The sequence below is a fragment of the Mesorhizobium sp. M0136 genome, from assembly GCF_040322515.1.
In the GTDB taxonomy this organism is placed as follows: Bacteria; Pseudomonadota; Alphaproteobacteria; order Rhizobiales; family Rhizobiaceae; genus Mesorhizobium.
In genome coordinates, this window is the sequence record NZ_JAMYTP010000001.1 from 190,674 (window position 1) to 210,084 (window position 19,411).

Consider the following 19,411-nt stretch of genomic DNA (forward strand, 5'->3'; position numbering starts at 1 on the left):
GATCGCTTACCAATTCCACCGCTGAGGCATCACTTCTTGTTGCGCGAAAGCTTGCCTATCAGGTTGCCGAGGCCAGCCTTTTTCTTCACCTTGATTTCGCTGCGCCCTGTCAGCACATGGGCGATCTCGTTGATCGTGGCGACGACCGGACTCTTGGCATCCATTTCACCAAGCATACGTCCGTTATTGGCAGCATTTCCGAACAAAAGCGGCTCGAACGGGATGACTGACATCGGCGAAAGGCCGAGGGATTCGGAGAAGTCGGACGGCGTAATCTCGGGACGCTTCGGCACACCGGCCTGGTTGATCACAAGCTTTGGCGCAGGATCGTTCGGACGAAGCCGCTTCAGCATGTCGACCAGGTTCTTCGTGTTGCGCAGATTGGCCAGTTCGGGCGTCGCCGTGATGACGATCTCATCGGCCTTGACCAGCGTGTTCTTGGTCCAGCCCGCCCACAAGTGGGGAACATCGAGCACGAGGAGCGGCGCGCTACGCTGGGCTATGTCGATAAGCTGGGTGAAAGCGTCGGGATCGAAATCGTAGACCCGCTCCAGGGTCGAAGGGGCCGCAAGCAGCGACAGGTGCTCGGCGCATTGGGCGAGCAGTCGGTCGAGATAGACCTCGTCGACGCGTTCCGGCGAGAAGACCGCCTCGGCAATGCCTTGGGCCGGGTCCTGGTCGAAGTTGATATTGGCCGTTCCGAAGGCGAGGTCGAGATCGGCGACAACCACTTCGGATTTGAAAAGGGACGACATGGCCCAGGCCACATTATGGGCTATGGTCGAGGAGCCGACGCCGCCCTTGGCGCCGATGAACGCAATCGAGCGGCCGATCGGCTCAGCTTCCGGATCAACGAAGATCGAAGACACCACGCTGACGATGTCGGCCATCGATACGGGCGCGATGACATATTCGGAGATGCCCGAACGAATGAGTTCGCGATACAGGCCGACATCGTTGTAGTGGCCGACAACCACCACCTTGGAGGTCGGGTCACAATGCTCGGAGAGCTGGGCGAGTTGTTCAAGCAACAGCTTCGGCTCGCTGCGGGATTCAAGCAGGATCAGGTTCGGTGTCGGCGCCGACTGATAGAATTCGATAGCGGTGGGGATGCCCCCCATATGCACCTTCAGATGGGCCTTGGCCATGCGGCGATCCTCGCCGGCGCGCTCGACCGGATTGGCTACGCCTTCGGTCTCGCAAAATGCCTGGATCGAAATGCGCGGGATCGGCCGCAACGCCTGCATCGCGGCAATATCCTGCTCCGAGGTTTCGCCGCCCGGTACCTCTGTGTCATAGGCAAGATTGCTCATTGTCATCACTTTCCGTGACTTGCGCGGCTTAGAGTTTGTTGAGCCTCAACACTCGTTAATAATCGACTTCCGAATTGCCGAGGAATTCGTCCGAAATACCCCTGTCACGATAGACGTCGATCACCGCGCCGCGATTTTCCGCGTCGATCGGCGACGGTTTGCGTGGCCCGATCAGATCGGACGGATTGGCCATCTGGGCAGCCAGGTTGTTCTGATACGAACAGCCGAAATCGGCATAGTGCTTGTTTTCCGAAGTCTGCAGCAGGTCTTCGGGCCAGCGCCCGCATTTATCCGTCTGAGCCTTCACCGAGACATAGGCAACGCGGACCGGTGCGGACGCTTCGGCTGAAACAGACTGATAGGACCGCATGGCGATCCGCTTCCGGCTGATGCCGCTGGCTATGGCGAGCCTGGCGAAATCGCGGCCGGCCGCGGCCGCTGCGATTTCGTTAGCTGAGCCGCTCGGAATCTCGATCGTCAGCACCGGAGCCGCGCTCCTGTCGTATCCGTTGAGAAAGCCCAGGAGCGTGTCACGCTGGGATCTGGTCATGCCACGGTCGCCGGCGCCGACCGGAAGGTCGATCTTCTGGACCTTCTCGGCGATGACGATAGGATGCGTGGTGCGATAGTCGTCCGGTATGGCACCGACCGTGACGCTGTCGCGATTGGCGCAGCCGGCCAGTGATGCCACCATCGCGATCGCTATGATCGGAACGGCCGGCCGCCAGATCCGCGAATGAACGGACTGTATCGCGGTGACCGCCCTTGCCTTCGATACTGCCTGAGACATGTCGACTTCCCCGCTTACTTGTAGATAAAGCCGACAACGCCGTGATAGCGGCCGTTGGGCTTGTCGGTCTGCATGGTGCCGTAGACGCGGTTGACGCGGCCAAGGAACATGCCGGCGCCATCGCTGGCTGCGTTGAAATTGTCATCCGGCTTGGCAAGATCGTTGCGCGCCACCGGCTTCACCAGATAGGGCGTGATGATGATGACGAGTTCGGTCTCGTTGCGGACGAAATCCCTGCTGCGGAACAGCGTGCCTAGCACCGGTATTTTGGTCAGGCCGGGCAGCCCGGCAACCGCCTGCCTGATGTCGTCGCGGACAAGGCCCGCGATCATCATGGAACCGCCGGAGGGCAACTCCACCGTGGTGTCGGCCAGGCGTTTGCGGATCGACAGAAAAGTGGTGCCGGGCAAGTCGCCGGCTCCTTCCAGCACTGCGGCGCCTTCGGTCGTAGGTTCCGAAACCGACGTCCTCACTTTCAGGCTGATGCGGCCCGCCGAGAGCACGACCGGCTGGAATTCGAGCCCAATTCCATATTCAAGGCGTTCGTGCTCGTAGGTAATCTGGCCAGTTTGATTGTCGTTTGAAACGTTGCTTGTTCGGCCGGTGATGATATTGAATTCGCCGCCGACCTTGAAGGTCGCCTTCTCGCCGGAAACGGCGGTGAGAGTCGGCTCGGCCAGCGTTTTCATGACACCGCTTTGCTCCATGGCGTTTATGTACGCTTGAAGAGTTGAGCTGCCGATCGCGGCCCCCGAATATTGCGACAGTGGCTTTCCCAATCCGTATGCGGGCGTGGTGAGAGCGCTCCAACTGATGCCGTTGCTGCTGCCGTTGCCGACCATGTTGACGCCGAGCTGCTTCATCACCGTGCGGCTGACCTCGGCAACCGTCACCTTCAGCGTCACCTGGTCGTCGCCGATGATCTGCAGCAGGTTGACGATCTGGCTGACGCGGCGCTCGGCATCCGGGTTGTCGATGGCGACGCCGGCTTCGGCCGAACCGCCGGCAGCGGTCTGCGAATATTGACCCGTGGTCGCCTCGCCGCCGGACACGAAGATGTTTGCCAGATCGGCCGCGCGCTTGGCGTCCAGAGGAGTGTCCACGGTTCCGGTCAGAACGACATTATCGTTCAGGAGTTCGACTTTAACGGTCGATGACGGGATGAAGCGCTTGATATAATCCTCCAGCCCGGCAACATCGCGTTCGACCGCCAGGTCAAGGCTGACGATCTGCTCGCCATTCGGGCCAAACACGAAGATGTTGGTCTCGCCGACCGCCTTTCCGAACAGATAGATGCGGCGGGCGGTGCGGGTCACTGCGTCGGCTACAGCGGGGTTGGCGACGAGAATATCATAGGCATCGCTCGGCAGGTCGATGACCACCGATTTATTGAGTCCGAGTTTGACCCGCTGGGTGGCGGTCGAAGCCGTGACCCTGGCATTGCCCGCCGCACTGGCATCGAGGATGCCATATGCATTCGTTCCAAGGAGAAACAGGCCGATCGCCACAGCCAGGGTGAGCGGCAGTTTGGTTTTTAGCCTCATTTCCTTGCCCCCACCTCGGAAACTTCGCCCGACTTGATCAACCGCACGGTGCCGCGCCGACCATTGCCGGAAACCAGGTAGTCGGCCTCGCCCACATTCTTGTCCTGGCTGTCCTTGATCGAGCGCAGCGCCAGTGTCAGGCGATCCGCCATCTGCTGTGCGACGGTGATGATCTCGGACTGCTGCGGCGTCAGCTCCAGGGTGGCGGTCTGGCCGACTCTGGTCTTCTTGCCTTCCTCATCCTCCTGAATGGTCTGGTCGATCGCCAGGACACGAATGTTCTTGAGGATAGTTTCGGTCGTGAAGCCCGGACCACCGCCATTGGCGGCATCGGTTCTGCGGGTCATGATGACGTCGACGAAATCGTTCGGAAGAATGAAGCCACCGGCCGAGGTGTCGGCCGAAATGCTTGTGGCGACAGCCCGCATGCCGGAGGGCAGGATCGACGACATGAAGCTTTGCCCTTCACCGATCAGCTTCGAGCGGCGCAGCGGCTCGCCGGCATAGAGCGCCACGCGGGCGACGGCGCCCTTCAGCTTGTCCAGCGCTTCAGGCTCGGCAGCGCGGGTGATGAAATTTGCGTTGATGCCGGCGGACGGCCATGACTCCCAGGAAATGTTGTTTTCAAGCGGACTGCCCATCGGAACGTCGCCGGAAAGAACAAGCACATCCTGCAGCGCGATCGCCGGCGCCTGAGGACCGGAATCGACAACCGGAGGCGGCGGAGCCACAACCATGTTCTTCGCGACATAGCCTGCACCGCCGGCCGCGGCTATCGCCACGCCTAGAATAATTAATCGGGATGCTGGCATCTGTCCGAACCTCGCCTTGGCAAACCACTAGCCAAGCCGGACTTTGCAGCGGCAATCGTCAAAACAAGGTTAATGTTATACTTACGATCGTGATTAATTTAAGGTTTACATAAATTAGAGCGACAACTCTGGCCCGAAGGAAAACGTGGCCAATTCGCCTGCTCGGCGCCAATGGCGTAAAGCGAAATTCAGCCCGCCAGCCTGGTAAGCGCCCAGGCCATCAACGGTGAGTCGGAATAGGTGAGCAGACCGCCAATGCCAAGCGCAATGCCGTACGGAACGCCGGTCGCCTCATCGGCGAAATGGCGCAGGAACCGATTGTGGCTTGTGACGGCGGCAAGCAGCGATTTTCGATAGGCGAGGATGGCAAGGGTCAGCAGACCGCCGATGAATGTCGAGGTGACGAGATACTCGACGAGATGGATATTCAGTCCCATCCACACGGCAGTGGCGGCCAAGAGCTTGGCGTCGCCGCCGCCCATGCCGCCAAGCGCGAACAGGCCGAATGTCACTACAAGAACCAGGCCGCCAGCGGCGAAGTGCCCGCCATAGGTGGCCCAGTTCATGCCGGTCAAGGGCGCAACCAAGGCAAAGACAACGACGAGCAGCACAGGCACGCGATTGGCGATCGTCATCGACAGCATGTCGGAGATCGCGGCAAAAAGCATGCAGAATGGAAAGACGACGAAGATCACGGCTTCAAGCATGGGCATGGCGCCTGTGGTCAAACTGTACCTGGTCCCAGCCTAGGTATGTTCGATTAACGATTGATGAGGTCTAAAGTTCAAAATCATGCGTAGGACTAAATAAGGGCCGCCAGTGCGGCGGCCCTTATTGGGAAGCAACGGAATGTTGTTGCTTACGAAGCGTTGACCTTGGTGGCAATCTTGTCAAACTTGGCGTTCAGCGCGGTGCCGAGCGAGGTGGCGCCGACCATGATGGCGAGCGCGATGAGAGCGGCGATCAGACCGTATTCGATAGCGGTCGCGCCGGATTCGTCCTTCACAAAACGTGCGATGAGGTTAGACATTTGAGCTCCTACTCCAATTGTTACAGCACTTCCGTCAACTTCTCTTGGTGGCTGATCGGATACTGCGAATCTAAGGAGAAGCTGTTTCAATCGGCTTAATAAACAGGCTTACCGATTCCTTTCCCGCTTCGATGGCATTGCGTGGTTAACCCAGAACTAAAATACCCGCCGCTAGGACCCCGGGCCGACAAAAGGCGCAAAAGGCGCAATTCGGCAAAGACGTTCCAGCCGTGCCGGCTAGGCCCAATGCCGGTTCCGGCTTGATCCTGGACTCCAGCCGCTTAACGGTTGGTTCACCAATCTCGTTCATGTTCCGTTGAACAGTTTGCCAGGGGACGCCTCAATGGCCGGGCCGAGATCATCATTTCCAGTTGCCGTGCTTTGTGCCGCAGCGGCTTTCGCCTTTCCAGCCAAGGCCGGCGCCGGCATCGAGGTAACGATGAACCAGGCAAAGATCATCAAATTGTCGCGCGCCGCCGATACGATTGTCGTCGGCAATCCGGCGATCGCCGACGCCTCCGTGCAGGACGCATCGACGATCGTACTGACCGGCAAGGGATTTGGCGTCACCAATCTTGTCGTCCTCGATCAGGAGGGCAACCCGATCGTCGATGAGCAGATAACCGTCGTGCGCCAGGCGGCGGCGTCGGTGCGCATCTATCGACGCGCCGAAGTGCAGACGATGTCCTGCGCGCCGTATTGCGAAAGCTCGTATAAGAGCGATGCCGAGAAGGCCTCTGAAGCCGAGATGAGCGCCGGGCATTAGCTAGCCGACGTCTCCGTCTTTGGCGAGAACGTGCTTCGGTTATGGCCGGGTTAAGGCCTTCCCGTTGAATTTAACGGTCATTCCAACCGGACTTCAATCGGTTCCGACTAAGGGTGGGACCGATACAGAAGCGGCATCGGCGGGCAGAGGACATGAGCAAGGCAGGACGAGCAGGTTCTCCAAGACGGTTTTTGGGCGACCGCCGCGGAAGCACGGCGATCGAATTCGCCATGCTTGCAATTCCTTTCGCGCTTCTTGTATTCGCCATACTGGAGAGCTGCATTTCATTTGCCGCACAGGAAGTGATGGCAAACGCCACAGACGACATCGCGCGCCAATTGCGTACCGGCCAGCTAAGGCCGGCGGACGTCTCCGGGACCAAGCTGCGGGATATGATCTGCGCCAAATTGGAGATCATGGTCGCCAAGACCTGTCCCGGATTGCTGGTGGACTTGCGCGAATATCCGACCTTCGCCGATGCGGCGCTGGCCGGTTTCAAGATCCAGGATGGCGACGTCGTGCTGACCAAGGGCACGAGCACACAGACCTTCACGGTCGCACCGGGCCTGGCGGAGTCGAGAAACATGCTGCGGGTTTTTTACAAATGGCCGGTGATGACCGACTTCATGGCCAAGTCGATGGCCAATCTGAAGGACGGCAAAACGCTGCATTTTGCCTCGATCACTTGGCAGAACGAGCCTTTCGACAACTGAACCACCTAGTCGCTTGAAAAGGGCAAAGCCATGATTCGTGCGGGGGCACAGTTGGGCATCGCAGGGATTTGTACAAGAGCAGTCCGGCTTTGCTCCGACCGCCGCGGTATTGCGGCCGTCGAGTTTGCCCTCATCGTGCCTGTCCTGTTGATCATGTACTTTATGACAATGGAGGCCTCGCAAGCCATCGAGACCAGCAAGAAGGTCAGCCGCATCGGCAGCATGGTAGCGGACCTCGTCACACAGCAGCAGACCATCAAGGCGGCCGATGTCGACGCCATCATGGCGATCGGCAGTTCCACGCTCCAGCCCTACAACCGCTCGAAACCGAAGATCATTATCACGGCGATACAGGTGACGAACGAGACGACGCCGAAAGTCCTGGTCGTGTGGTCGCGCAAACTGGTGGATGGCGTCTCTAGTGTCGACGCGGTCAAGGATTCCACCACAACGGTCCCGAGCGCGCTCAAGATCAAAGGCACTTTCCTCATTCGGGTCGAGAGTGATCTCGCCTACAAGCCAATCATCACCTGGTCGGCGGACGGCCAAAGCCGGTTCGGGTTGAGCTCGGTCTTCAATTCGATATCGATTGCGGAAACTTATTATCTGCGGCCGCGCAGGAGCCCGACCATTCCGTGCAGCGATTGCTGACGCCTGAAGCCCGCTAACCGGTCTGTTGCTATTGGTTGCAACCGCGGGCCGAGACTAGACGCACGATGGCTGCAGCCGGCACATCGTCCCTCGGACCGGCAACGGTTCGGCGACGATACCGATACGGAACGTTCCGATAACATAGCGCCAATCGGCGCGCGCCAGGTTTGCGCAAGACCCCTCCAGCAGCAAAGCCAGTACGGCGGCGAATGCTGTCAGGGCAAGCCTCATGCGAGCTCCGCGCCGCGCATTTCCATCCGCAGATCGACCATGCCGCGATTCGTCTCTCCGGGACCAGCATGCCAACCGTGCTGTTTGGGTTTCCGAATTGCCAATGGCGACGCGGAACCCTATGTCTGAGCCAACACACAGGCAATGATGAACCTTTCGATGGCACGCGCCTTCCTTTTTGTCCTCGACTCCTTCGGCATCGGCGGCGCGGCCGATGCCGAACGCTATGGCGACACCGGCTCCAATACGTTCGCACACATCGCACGGGCCTGCGCGGAAGGCCGCGCCGATCGCGAAGGCCTGCGTGACGGGCCCCTTCTTGTACCAAACATGCTTTCGCTCGGCCTCGGCCAGGCCGCGGCAACGGCGACGGGTTTCAGGTTCGAGAATGTCGGCAGTGCGCCGCTTGCCGCCGCCTTTCACGGCGCGGCCCAAGAGGTCTCGAGCGGCAAGGACACGCCATCGGGCCATTGGGAAATAGCCGGCCTGCCGGTCCGTTTCGACTGGGGTTACTTCCCGGACACGCTTCCGGCCTTTCCGGCCGAGTTGACCGAAGCAATGGTGCGTGAAGGGAAGGTGCCTGGCATCCTCGGCGATTGCCATGCTCCGGGCACCGAAATCATCGAACGGTTCGGCGAAGACCATATCCGGACCGGCAATCCGATCTGCTACACCTCGATCGACTCCGTCCTGCAGATCGCCGCGCATGAGGTTCATTTCGGCCTGGAACGGCTTTACGAGTTCTGCAAGGTGGTGCGCAGGCTCGTCGATCCGCTGAATATCGGCCGCGTCATAGCACGGCCGTTCATCGGTGAAACCGCCGCCACGTTCGAGCGAACGCATAATCGTCGCGACTATGCCGTACCGCCGCCGGAACCGACGCTGCTCGACCGTCTGACGGCGCGCGGCAGCCCGGTTATCGCGGTCGGCAAGATCGGCGACATTTTCGCCCACCGGGGCATCTCGGAAGTCCGCAAGGCTGCCGGCAACATGGCGATGTTCGACAAAGCGCTTGGCGCCATGGAAGACGCCCGCGACGGCGACCTCGTCTTCGCGAACTTTGTCGATTTCGACACCGAGTTCGGGCATCGGCGCAACGTTGCGGGGTATGCCGCCGCGCTCGAGGCGTTCGACCGGCGCCTGCCCGAGGCATTCGCACGGCTGAGGTCAGGCGATCTGCTCATTTTGACCGCCGATCACGGCAACGATCCGACGTGGCGCGGCACAGACCACACGCGCGAGCGGATTCCGGTTATCGGGACACGGCCGGGTTTCAAAGGCGCAGACATCGGACTGAGGATGACATTTGCCGACATCGGCGAAACCGTGGCCGAACATCTCGGGCTGGCGCGCGGCCCTTACGGCACCTCCTTCCATGCGATGATAGGCGGCCATGCCTGAGCTGCCGGAGGTAGAGACGGTCAGGCGCGGTCTGCAGCCGGCCCTTGAAGGTGCCCGCATTGTCGGTGTCGAGGCACGCCGGCCGGATTTGCGGTTTCCGTTCCCCGTGAAATTTTCGGAGCGGCTGACCGGCAAGACGATTGCGGCGCTCGGCCGCCGTGCCAAATATCTGACAATGCACATGGACAACGGCCCGGTTCTGATCTGCCATCTCGGCATGTCGGGTTCGTTTCGCATCGAAACGGCCGACGAGAGCGCAACGCCCGGCACGTTCCACCACGAACGTTCGAAAAACACTGCTCACGATCACGTCGTCTTCGACATCGCATCCCCTGCCGGCGTCCGCTCTCGCGTGATCTTCAACGACCCGCGCCGCTTCGGGTTCATGCTGTTTTCGGAAGGCGAGCCCGACATGCATCCGATGCTGGCCGGATTAGGCGTCGAGCCTACAGGCAACGCACTGGACGGCACGCTGCTCGCTTCGTTGCTGAAAGGTCGCAAGTCACCGCTGAAAGCGGCACTTCTGGACCAGAGGCTAATTGCCGGGCTGGGCAATATCTACGTCTCGGAAGCGCTTTGGCGGGCCGGCCTGTCGCCGCTGCGCGAAGCGGGCACCCTCGCGAGAGCCGGCAAGAAAGCCAAAGAGCAGAGCGAACGTCTGGCCGAAGCAATCCGCTCGGTCATCGCCGATGCGATCGCCGCCGGCGGCTCGTCGTTGCGCGATTATATGCAGACCGATGGATCGCTGGGCTACTTCCAGCATTCCTTCGCGGTTTACGATCGCGAGGGGGAAGCCTGCTCCAAGCCTGGTTGTGGCGGCCACATCGAGCGCATCGTGCAAAGCGGTCGTTCGACTTTCCATTGCCGGGCCTGTCAGGCTTAAACCAGAAGCGAGGAGGAGCAAAGCATGGGCTATGAAACCATCATCGTCGAAACCCGCGGCAAGGTCGGGCTGATTACGCTGAACCGGCCGCAGGCGCTCAACGCACTGAATTCACAAGTGCTGGCGGAACTGGTCGCGTCGGTGAACAGCATGGGCGCCAATGCCGACATTGGCGCCATGGTCATCACTGGTTCGGAGAAGGCTTTCGCGGCAGGTGCCGATATCAAGGAAATGCAGTCGATCTCCTACGTGGATGCTTATGTGCAGGATTTCTTCGTCGGCTGGGAAGAATTTACGCGGGCACGAAAGCCGATCATCGCGGCGGTGGCGGGCTATGCGCTGGGGGGCGGCTGCGAACTGGCGATGATGTGCGACTTCATCATCGCCGCCGACACCGCCAAGTTTGGCCAACCCGAGATCACGCTGGGCGTCATGCCCGGCATGGGCGGATCGCAGCGCCTGACCCGCTTTGTCGGCAAGTCGAAGGCAATGGATATGTGCCTGACGGGACGAATGATGGACGCAGCCGAGGCCGAGCGTTCCGGCCTTGTCTCGCGCGTCGTGCCAGCCGGCGAGTTGATCGAGGAAGCGCTTAAGGCAGCAGCGAAGATCGCCGATTTTTCCTTGCCGTCGGTGATGATGGCGAAGGAGGCCGTCAACCGCGCCTATGAGACGACGCTCACCGAGGGTCTGCGGTTCGAGCGCCGGCTGTTTCATTCGCTGTTTGCGCTGGATGACCAGAAGGAAGGCATGGCGGCCTTCACCGGCAAGCGGAAGCCGAATTTCACTAACCGATGAGATGACGAGGCACCGGTCAAAAAGAAAGCACTGCAGCGTTGACGTGCCGGAAAAGCTGAACTATAAGCCGCACCAACCGAGGCGGCCCTGTGGCTGCCCGTTTGTTTTTTGCGCCCCGCGGTATCCCGCAAGCGCCCACCAGATCAGAAGAGAGGCACCATGGCCAATACCTCCTCGGCCAAAAAGGCAACGCGCAAGATCGCCCGTCGCGCAGCGATCAACAAGAACCGCCGCTCCCGCGTCCGAACCTACATCCGCCAGGTCGAAGAGGCGCTCGCGGCTGGCGACAAGGCGGCCGCACAAGCTGCCTTCAAGGTGGCCGAGCCGGAACTGATGCGCGCCGCGACCAAGGGCGTGGTGCACAAGAACACGGCATCGCGCAAGGTGTCGCGGTTGGCCCAACGGGTCAAGGTGCTGTCAGCCTGATATATCCATTCCTGAACTGCGCTACTTCAAACCCGGCCAATCGCGCCGGGTTTTTTCGTTTGCCGGCAAGTACTTAAAAGAAAGCCCGCAAAATGGCGCTCCGCGAGCATTTCAAAGTTCGAAATGCTTTGCCGGCATATACATGCCCGCTTATATTCGGAGCCTCCGAAACCGCCAATACGAAAATTTCCGAGCGTCACGGATTACCGTTTCCTTTCAGAAGCTTACCGATGGTGATCCACAGCTTGTTCACATCAGCTGCGGCCGATAGGCGACAATTGGCTGTCAAGTGAATTATTTCAGAAAATTTCGCGTTGTGTGGCCTTTTTCATATTCGCCGGAAAAGGGTTTGAATCACAATGGCTTTGTCAAAATCAACTATTGCAGCATGGCGTTCGAAACGTCCCTTGCTAGTCAGATTCCTTAAAAATCCGTTAGGGGTGGCCTTGCCCTATCCACAGCGATTTCGGTAATGTCTGTCCATCGAAGGGATGGGCCCTTGGCCCTTGACCAGCCTGAAACCGGCCAGCTCAAATTGGCAGAGTTTACAGCGCGGATTCAACTCCGCGGACGGGGTTGGTTTGTCTTTTCGATACGGTAGGGGACTGGCGTAATTGTACATGGCAGGTCGACGGTGCGCCGGCGGTTTTTCGCCGGACGGCATTTTGTTGCCCTGACATGACCAACGCGGATCGGCGCTTCGGCGCCGGACCGACAACGAGGCGATTCATCAGCCGGCGGCGGCGATGGTGTCGCAGCGAAGACACGGTCGCCGGAAACATGGATGCAGGAGGCGCATCCCCGGCGGAAAACAGGTACAAGAGACAAGGAACTCGATCATGCAGAGCGGCGGCATCGAAAGGGAGCTTACAGGCGACCTCCCATTTCCTGGAACGTTAGTCGGAAGGAACGACATGGCGGCTTCCAATGAAGCTGAACAGAAGTTCGATCGGGTCAAGGCCCACTTGAAGGCGCGTCTGGGAACCGAGGTCTATTCGAGCTGGTTCGGGCGCATGAAGGTCGCTGAATCCTCTAAGGGCATTGTCCGCATCTCAGTGCCAACCGCATTCCTGCGTTCATGGATCAACGGCCACTATCTCGATCTCATCACCGAGTTGTGGAAGCACGAGGATCCGGAGATCCTCAAGATCGAGATCGTGGTTCGCACCGCCACACGGCAGGGCCGCAACAGCGTCGAGCCAGAAGTGGCGCCGGCGCGCAAGATGACCAGGCAGACGCAAACCGCGCTCTCTGCGGGCACGGCGAGCCCCAGCAGGGTCGAACGGGTCCCGACACCCCGCCCGGGGATGCCGGCAGAAACCGAGTTCCGGCACAATGTTCTCGGTTCGCCGCTCGATCCACGCTACACTTTCACCTCCTTCATCGAAGGACCATCGAACCGAGTGGCTTTTGCCGCCGCCAAGGCGGTCGCGGAATCGCAGTCGAGCGCGGTGCGTTTCAATCCGCTCTTTCTTCACGCGACGGTCGGGCTGGGCAAAACGCATCTGTTGCAGGCGATCGCCGCAGAATCGCTGAAGCAGAATCCGAAATCGCGGGTCGTCTATCTTACGGCTGAGTATTTCATGTGGCGGTTCGCCACCGCGATCCGCGACAACAACGCACTGACGCTGAAAGAACAGCTGCGCGACATCGATCTCCTCATCATCGACGACATGCAGTTCCTGCAGGGCAAGTCGATCCAGCACGAATTCTGCCATTTGATCAACATGCTGCTCGACAGCGCCAAGCAAGTGGTGGTCGCTGCCGACCGGCCGCCGTCGGAATTGGAGTCGCTGGAGCCTCGCGTCCGCTCGCGCCTCAACGGCGGCGTCGCGCTGGAAATGTCAGCCCCGGATTTCGCCATGCGCATCGGTATGCTCAAGCTCAGGCTTGCCACCGCCAAGCTCGACGATGCGTCGCTGGATATTTCCGAAGAGATACTCAACCACGTCGCCCGCACGGTGACCGGCAGCGGGCGCGAGCTCGAAGGTGCCTTCAACCAGCTTTTGTTTCGCCAATCCTTCGAACCGCAGATCACCATCGACCGCATCGACGAGATCCTCGGCCACATCTATCGTTCGGGTGAACCGAAGCGGGTGCGTATCGAGGACATCCAGCGCATCGTCGCGCGCCACTACAACGTGTCGAAGACCGAACTGCTGTCCAACCGGCGCACACGCACCATCGTCAAGCCGCGGCAGGTCGCTATGTATCTGTCGAAGGTTTTGACGCCGCGCTCGCTCCCGGAGATCGGGCGGCGGTTCGGCGGCCGCGACCATACGACCGTGCTGCATGCGGTGCGCAAGATCGAGGATCTTTCCGGTGCCGACAACACACTGGCGCAGGAACTCGAATTGCTGAGAAGGCTGATCAACGACCAGGCCTGATGGCCCGAGAAACGCCGGCTCGCGAACTTCGGCCTTTTTATCCCCAGAAGGCCCGCGCAGCCGGTCCGAACCGGTGGCGCGGGCTTGCGTTTGCCGGGTTTTTCCTGTCAGTTTACGCAGATTCTGAGCCTGTTCAGACCTTTCGCGGGGCGCCGCTTGCCGGAGACCCGTTCATTCATTCAAGCGAGCCTGTTTCGTCATGCGTGTTATCCTGGAACGGTCAAATCTCCTGAAGTCTCTCAACCATGTTCACCGCGTGGTCGAGCGGCGCAACACCATTCCGATCCTGTCGAATGTGCTGCTCAGCGCCGAGGGGGCCAGCCTTGAAATGAAGGCGACCGACCTCGACCTGGAGGTGACCGAAGCGACGCCGGCAAAGGTCGAACGCGGCGGGGCGACAACGGTCCCGGCGCATCTGCTCTACGACATCGTGCGTAAGCTTGCCGACGGCGCGGAGGTGGCGCTGAAGACCGACGAAGACGGCAACGCCATGACGGTGACGTCGGGGCGCTCGAGCTTCCGCCTGCAGTGCCTGCCGCAGTCCGACTTTCCCGAACTTTCAGCCGGGTCGTTCTCGCATATTTTCCGGCTCGATTCCGTCGGACTAAAGGGCCTCATCGAAAAGACCCAGTTCGCCATCTCGACCGAGGAGACGCGCTATTATCTGAACGGCATTTATCTGCACACGCACGAGGCCGGCGGCAAGCTGAAGCTGCGCTCTGTCGCGACCGACGGCCACCGGCTGGCGCGCGCCGAGATCGATGCGCCGGCAGGCTCTGAGGGTATGCCTGGCGTCATCATCCCGCGAAAGACGGTCAGCGAACTGCAAAAGCTGGTCGACGATCCCGATGTTGCAGTCACCACCGAGTTGTCCGACACCAAGATCCGTTTCACCATCGGCAGCGTTATCTTGACCTCCAAGCTGATCGACGGCACTTTCCCGGACTACCAGCGCGTCATTCCGACCGGCAACGACAAGAAGCTGATTATCGATCGCCAGAGTTTCGCCGCTGCCGTCGATCGCGTTTCGACCATTTCGTCCGAACGCGGCCGGGCGGTGAAGCTTTCGATCGCCGAAGGACAGGTCACGCTTGCGGTCAACAACCCGGATTCGGGCAGTGCCACCGAGGAACTGGCGGCCGACTATTCGTCTGATCCGATCGAGATCGGCTTCAACGCCAAATACCTGCTCGACGTTGCCGCGCAACTGACCGGCACGGAGGCGAAGTTCATGCTGGCGGATGCCGGTTCCCCGACGCTGATCCACGATATGGCCGACGAGACCGCGCTCTACGTGCTGATGCCGATGCGGGTGTAGGGCCCGAACGGGGCCATCTTGCTGTCGTGACCAAATTTGCAAAACCGCAGCAGACCTACATAAGTAAGCTTACGCTTACGAATTTCCGCAACTATGCGGCGTTGGCAATCGACCTTGATCCCGGCGCCGTGGTTTTTTCCGGCGACAATGGCGCCGGAAAAACCAATCTGCTTGAAGCGATCTCGCTGCTCACGCCTGGCCGCGGCTTGCGCCGCGCACCCTATGCCGAGGTGGCGCGCGAAGGCGGTGACGGTGGCTTTGCGCTGCATGCCCGGCTTGACGGGCCGGAAGGCCAGGTCGAGATCGGTACCGGAATAGCGGGCAGCGACGGCGAAGGCGGCCGGCGAGTGCGGATCAACGGCGCGGCGGCACGCTCAGCCGAAGACATGCTGGAATGGCTGCGCGTGGTCTGGTTGACACCGGCTATGGACGGCCTGTTCCCCGGGCCGGCGGCCGATCGTCGGCGCTTCCTCGACCGGCTGGTGCTTGCGATCGATCCCGGCCACGGCCAGCGCGCGCTTGACTACGAAAAGGCAATGCGCGGCCGCAACAGGCTGCTCGCCGACGGTTCGCGCGACAGTGCGTGGTTCGATGCAATCGAGATGCAAATGGCCGAGACCGGCGTGGCAATTGCCGCGGCGCGTGCCGAACTGGTGCGCCTGCTCGCCGCCATGATCGACCGGCTGCCCGGCGACGGACCGTTTCCGCAAGCCGACATCGGCATCTCGGGCGAACTGGAAGGCGAAATCGGTGTTTTACCGGCCGTCGACGTCGAGGAACGGTTCCGTCACGCCCTTGCCCAGGGGCGCGACCGCGACCGCACCGCCGGGCGCACGCTCGACGGCCCGCACCGTACCGACCTCGTGGTGCGCCACCGGCCCAAAGCGATGCCAGCCGAGCTCTGTTCGACCGGCGAGCAGAAGGCGCTGCTGGTCGGCATCGTCTTATCGCATGCGCGGCTAACCGGCGAAATATCGGGCATGACGCCGATCCTGCTGCTCGACGAGATTGCCGCCCATCTCGACGGCGGTCGACGGGCGGCCTTGTTCTCGATCCTGGAGGAACTGAACTGCCAGGCCTTCATGACCGGGACCGATGCCGCGTTGTTTGACAGCCTCAAGGGACGAGCGCAGTTCCTGACCGTAGATCACGGTAAGGTCAGGCCGACCATTTGACCTTCGGCCATGGCGCATTGCTGAGTGGCACGTATTGATGCCTGACAAGTTTTTTCCTCCGTTATAAGGTCCGGGGATGATCGCAGCCGCCCTTACCGACGAAGAGCTCGAACGCTACGCCCGCCACATAGTGCTGCCCGAAATCGGCGGCGCCGGCCAGCAGCGGCTAAAGCGGGCGCGGGTGCTGGTCATCGGCGCCGGCGGATTGGGTGCGCCGGTGCTCGAATATCTCGCCGCTGCGGGCGTTGGCACGCTCGGTATCGTCGATGACGACAGTGTCTCCCTTTCCAACTTGCAACGACAAGTGATCCACGGCACGGACATGGTCGGCATGGCAAAGACCGACAGTGCCAAGGCTGCGATCAGCCGCATCAATCCAAACGTCGTGGTGGAAGAGCACAATTTCAGGCTGACCGCAGACACCGCCCCTGCCCTCATCGCCCGTTATGACATCGTCGTTGACGGCTCCGACAATTTCGAAACACGCTACGCAGTGGCCGACGCCTGCGCCGCCGAAAGCCGGCCGCTCGTGCATGCCGCCGTTGGCCGCTTCGACGGCTCGGTCACCGTGCTGAAGCCGTTCGAAACCGGCCCGGACGGCACGTTGAACCCAAGCTACCGCGATCTCTTTCCCGAGGCGCCGCCGCCGGGACTGGTGCCGTCCTGCGCGGTGGCCGGCATTGTCGGCGCGCTGACCGGGGTCATCGGCACGCTGCAAGCAATGGAAGCGATCAAGCTGATCACCGGGATTGGCGAGCCGCTGGTCGGGCGACTGCTGCTCTACGATGCGCTGGCCGCACGCTTCGATACGATCCGCTACAAGCGAACCAGCCCGTGAGCCAGCCTGCCGAGGTCTCCATTGTGCAGCTTGCGGCCGATTTCGACCGTTGGGCCGAGCTCTTGGCCCTTGTCCTGCGCGCCTTCGCCTTCATGGACGGCGTCATTGACCCGCCGTCCTCGGCGCATCGACTTACCGTTGAAAATCTCAGGGCTAGAGCGCTGGAGGAGACAGCATTCCTGGCCCTGAAGGAAAACGAGATCGTCGGTTGCGTCTTCGTCCTGAAGCGCGCAGACGACCTCTATATTGGAAAGCTCGCGGTCGAGCCGGTTCTTCAGGGACAAGGCATTGGAAAACAGCTGCTGCAGGCCGTCGAAGATCTCGCCCGCGGCCATAACAGGACCGCCATCGAGCTCCAGACCCGGATCGAGCTGACCGGAAATCACGCAGCCTTTGCCCGCCTCGGTTTTCGTGAAACCGAACGGACAGCGCACAAGGGCTACGACCGACCGACCTCAATCACCATGCGCAAGGCCCTTTGGTAAGCCAACGCTATCCAACGACGAACACGCGGTTGCCGCGGCAAGACCGGTGCCGGTGTGACGGCAGGTCACGCCCTCAATGGCAGCACGCGGTCGGGCGGGCGATGACCGTCGAAGAAGGCGCGGATGTTGATGATTACCTTCTCGCCCATGTCGATACGGCCTTCGAGGGTCGCCGAGCCCATATGCGGCAACAGCACGACCTTGCCTTTGTGGGCAAGTCTCAGCAGCTTGCTGTTCAGCGCCGGCTCGTGCTCGTAGACGTCGAGGCCGGCGCCCGCGATCTTGCCGTCATGGATGAGCTTGACCAGCGATTCCTCATCGATGATATCGCCGCGCGCGGTGTTGACTATGTAAGCTGACGGTTGCAGAAGCGCCAGCCGCCGCGCCGAAAGCAGGTGGAAGGTTGCCGGTGTCGATGGGCAATTGACGGAGATAATGTCCATGCGGGCGAGCATCTGGTCGAGGCTTTCCCAATATGTCGCTTCCAACTCGTCCTCGATTGCCGGAAGCACGCGGTGGCGGTTGTGGTAGTGGATCGAGAGGCCAAAGGCCTTGGCGCGCCTGGCGACGGCGGTGCCGATGCGACCCATGCCGACAATGCCGAGCCGTTTGCCCCAGATGCGCCGGCCGAGCATCCAAGTCGGCGACCAGCCCGCCCATTTCTTGTCGCCGGTCAGCACGTTGGCGCCTTCGGCCAGCCGCCGCGGCACGGCCAGCATTAGCGCCATGGTCATGTCGGCCGTATCTTCGGTCAACACGTTCGGCGTGTTGGTGACGGTGATGCCTTTCTTGGCCGCTGCCGCAACATCGATCTTGTCGACGCCGTTGCCAAAATTGGCGATCAGCTTGAGGTTGTCGCCAGCCTGGGCAATCAGCGCCGCATCGATATTGTCGGTCACGGTCGGCACCAGCACGTCGGCCTCCTTGACCGCCGCCACCAATTCCGGCTGCGTCATCGGCCTGTCCTCGACATTCAAGCGGGCGTCGAACAACTCGCGCATGCGGGTCTCGACCGGGTCGGGCAATTTGCGCGTGATGATGACGAGGGGCTTCTTTTTGCCTGCCATTGTTTCCTCGAACCCGATCTCGTTGAGACCTCTTTAACCAAGAACGGCGAAACTGAGAGCCGATCGCGGTACCGGTCATTCATGTAACAAGCGGTTCCGCCGAAGACAAAGAAAAAGGGGCGAAGGCCGATGGGCCGGCGCCGAAAGGAACGAAAGTGTCTGGTTTCGCGTCGCTCCGCCTGACCCTCAGTGCAGCATTCCTCGGCGCTCTCATCCATAGCCCACTGGTGATGGCGCAAAGTGCCGCGGCACCCGCCCAGAGCGTCACGCTCGGACCAAGCGGCTTGCCGCTGCCGCGCTTCGTCAGCCTGAAATCCGGCCGCGTCAACTCGCGCGTTGGGCCGGGCGTCAATTATTCCGTCGACTGGATGTATATGAAGCCAGGCCTGCCGATGGAGATCATCCAGGAGTTCGATACGTGGCGCCGTGTGCGCGATGCCGACGGCTCGGAAGGCTGGATCAATCAGTCGCTGCTTTCGGGCCGCCGTACGGCGATCGTCGCCCCCTGGCAGCGCGGCAAGGACGCTCGCGTCAACCTCCTGGACGATCCGGCAAAAGATGCTGGCGTCATCGCGATCCTCGAACCGGGGGTGATGGGCACGATCAAGTCCTGCGATGGCCAGTGGTGCGAAATGACCTTCGACGGTCATACCGGCTGGCTCGCGCAGTCGCTCGTCTGGGGTGCCTATCCCGGCGAAAAGGTCAAGAACTGACGTTTCTGGACCGCAGGTCGGGCCAGCACGGCAAGCACCGGATCCGGCACTTGTTTCGCTGATCTTCGGT

General features: G+C 60.9%; 20 protein-coding genes. 13 read left to right on the top strand and 7 right to left on the bottom strand.

Annotation, left to right across the window (positions count from 1 at the left end; all coding sequences use genetic code 11):
- Window positions 1-29: 29 nt before the first annotated feature.
- The 6 genes from NKJ35_RS00910 to NKJ35_RS00935 all read right to left on the bottom strand — a co-directional run bounded on the left by NKJ35_RS00910 (window position 30) and on the right by NKJ35_RS00935 (window position 5,489).
- A complete protein-coding gene (locus tag NKJ35_RS00910; protein WP_254816295.1) occupies window positions 30-1,313 on the bottom strand; it encodes a CpaE/TadZ family protein in 1,284 nt (427 codons plus the stop codon).
- 55 nt (window positions 1,314-1,368) lie between these two features.
- Entirely contained in the window at window positions 1,369-2,103 is a 735-nt protein-coding gene (locus tag NKJ35_RS00915; protein ID WP_352644370.1) for a CpaD family pilus assembly protein, read from the bottom strand.
- A 14-nt stretch (window positions 2,104-2,117) separates the two neighbouring features.
- On the bottom strand, window positions 2,118-3,647 hold the full coding sequence (locus NKJ35_RS00920; RefSeq protein WP_352644372.1) for a type II and III secretion system protein family protein: 1,530 nt from the start codon (window positions 3,645-3,647) through the stop codon (window positions 2,118-2,120).
- Window positions 3,644-4,459 carry a Flp pilus assembly protein CpaB gene (gene cpaB, locus NKJ35_RS00925; protein ID WP_254816292.1) on the bottom strand — a complete coding sequence of 272 codons (816 nt, stop codon included), beginning with the start codon at window positions 4,457-4,459 and terminating at the stop codon, window positions 3,644-3,646. Before cpaB ends, NKJ35_RS00920 begins: the two co-directional genes overlap by 4 nt.
- Window positions 4,460-4,647: 188 nt before the next feature.
- The gene (locus NKJ35_RS00930) at window positions 4,648-5,166 is read right to left on the bottom strand and encodes an A24 family peptidase (protein ID WP_352644374.1); all 519 of its coding nucleotides are present in this window, start codon (window positions 5,164-5,166) and stop codon (window positions 4,648-4,650) included.
- 152 nt (window positions 5,167-5,318) lie between these two features.
- Entirely contained in the window at window positions 5,319-5,489 is a 171-nt protein-coding gene (locus NKJ35_RS00935; protein WP_254816290.1) for a Flp family type IVb pilin, read from the bottom strand.
- A 343-nt stretch (window positions 5,490-5,832) separates the two neighbouring features.
- On the opposite strand from NKJ35_RS00935, the gene NKJ35_RS00940 reads away from it, so the two are divergent.
- From NKJ35_RS00940 to NKJ35_RS00995, 12 genes are all read left to right on the top strand, one after another.
- Complete coding sequence (locus NKJ35_RS00940) at window positions 5,833-6,255, top strand: pilus assembly protein N-terminal domain-containing protein (RefSeq protein WP_254816289.1); 423 nt, start codon at window positions 5,833-5,835, stop codon at window positions 6,253-6,255.
- Between the two features lie 152 nt (window positions 6,256-6,407).
- Window positions 6,408-6,968, top strand: a complete 561-nt coding sequence (locus NKJ35_RS00945) for a TadE/TadG family type IV pilus assembly protein (RefSeq protein WP_352644376.1) — start codon at window positions 6,408-6,410, stop codon at window positions 6,966-6,968.
- Window positions 6,969-6,998: 30 nt separating this feature from the next.
- Window positions 6,999-7,619: a TadE/TadG family type IV pilus assembly protein gene (locus tag NKJ35_RS00950; RefSeq protein ID WP_352644378.1), complete on the top strand. Its 621-nt coding sequence runs from the start codon at window positions 6,999-7,001 to the stop codon at window positions 7,617-7,619.
- A 390-nt stretch (window positions 7,620-8,009) separates the two neighbouring features.
- Complete coding sequence (locus NKJ35_RS00955) at window positions 8,010-9,251, top strand: phosphopentomutase (RefSeq protein WP_352644379.1); 1,242 nt, start codon at window positions 8,010-8,012, stop codon at window positions 9,249-9,251.
- The gene (gene mutM, locus NKJ35_RS00960) at window positions 9,244-10,134 is read left to right on the top strand and encodes a bifunctional DNA-formamidopyrimidine glycosylase/DNA-(apurinic or apyrimidinic site) lyase (protein WP_352644381.1); all 891 of its coding nucleotides are present in this window, start codon (window positions 9,244-9,246) and stop codon (window positions 10,132-10,134) included. The genes NKJ35_RS00955 and mutM overlap by 8 nt, the downstream gene beginning before the upstream one ends.
- A 24-nt stretch (window positions 10,135-10,158) precedes the next feature.
- Window positions 10,159-10,932 carry an enoyl-CoA hydratase gene (locus NKJ35_RS00965; protein WP_254816283.1) on the top strand — a complete coding sequence of 258 codons (774 nt, stop codon included), beginning with the start codon at window positions 10,159-10,161 and terminating at the stop codon, window positions 10,930-10,932.
- 159 nt (window positions 10,933-11,091) lie between these two features.
- Window positions 11,092-11,358, top strand: a complete 267-nt coding sequence (gene rpsT / locus NKJ35_RS00970) for a 30S ribosomal protein S20 (RefSeq protein ID WP_023676922.1) — start codon at window positions 11,092-11,094, stop codon at window positions 11,356-11,358.
- 914 nt (window positions 11,359-12,272) lie between these two features.
- Window positions 12,273-13,745: a chromosomal replication initiator protein DnaA gene (gene dnaA / locus NKJ35_RS00975; RefSeq protein WP_352644383.1), complete on the top strand. Its 1,473-nt coding sequence runs from the start codon at window positions 12,273-12,275 to the stop codon at window positions 13,743-13,745.
- Window positions 13,746-13,944: 199 nt separating this feature from the next.
- Window positions 13,945-15,063: a DNA polymerase III subunit beta gene (gene dnaN, locus NKJ35_RS00980; RefSeq protein ID WP_023676920.1), complete on the top strand. Its 1,119-nt coding sequence runs from the start codon at window positions 13,945-13,947 to the stop codon at window positions 15,061-15,063.
- Between the two features lie 26 nt (window positions 15,064-15,089).
- Entirely contained in the window at window positions 15,090-16,238 is a 1,149-nt protein-coding gene (gene recF / locus NKJ35_RS00985) for a DNA replication/repair protein RecF (protein ID WP_352644385.1), read from the top strand.
- Window positions 16,239-16,314: 76 nt separating this feature from the next.
- A complete protein-coding gene (locus NKJ35_RS00990; protein ID WP_352644387.1) occupies window positions 16,315-17,076 on the top strand; it encodes a molybdopterin-synthase adenylyltransferase MoeB in 762 nt (253 codons plus the stop codon).
- On the top strand, window positions 17,073-17,561 hold the full coding sequence (locus NKJ35_RS00995; RefSeq protein WP_352644389.1) for a GNAT family N-acetyltransferase: 489 nt from the start codon (window positions 17,073-17,075) through the stop codon (window positions 17,559-17,561). The genes NKJ35_RS00990 and NKJ35_RS00995 overlap by 4 nt, the downstream gene beginning before the upstream one ends.
- Before the next feature lie 65 nt (window positions 17,562-17,626).
- Here the strand turns inward: NKJ35_RS00995 and NKJ35_RS01000 are convergent, their stop codons facing one another.
- On the bottom strand, window positions 17,627-18,628 hold the full coding sequence (locus NKJ35_RS01000; RefSeq protein WP_352644391.1) for a 2-hydroxyacid dehydrogenase: 1,002 nt from the start codon (window positions 18,626-18,628) through the stop codon (window positions 17,627-17,629).
- A gap of 155 nt (window positions 18,629-18,783) precedes the next feature.
- Between NKJ35_RS01000 and NKJ35_RS01005 the strand changes: the two genes are divergently transcribed.
- A complete protein-coding gene (locus NKJ35_RS01005; RefSeq protein ID WP_023676915.1) occupies window positions 18,784-19,341 on the top strand; it encodes an SH3 domain-containing protein in 558 nt (185 codons plus the stop codon).
- Window positions 19,342-19,411 lie beyond the last annotated feature (70 nt).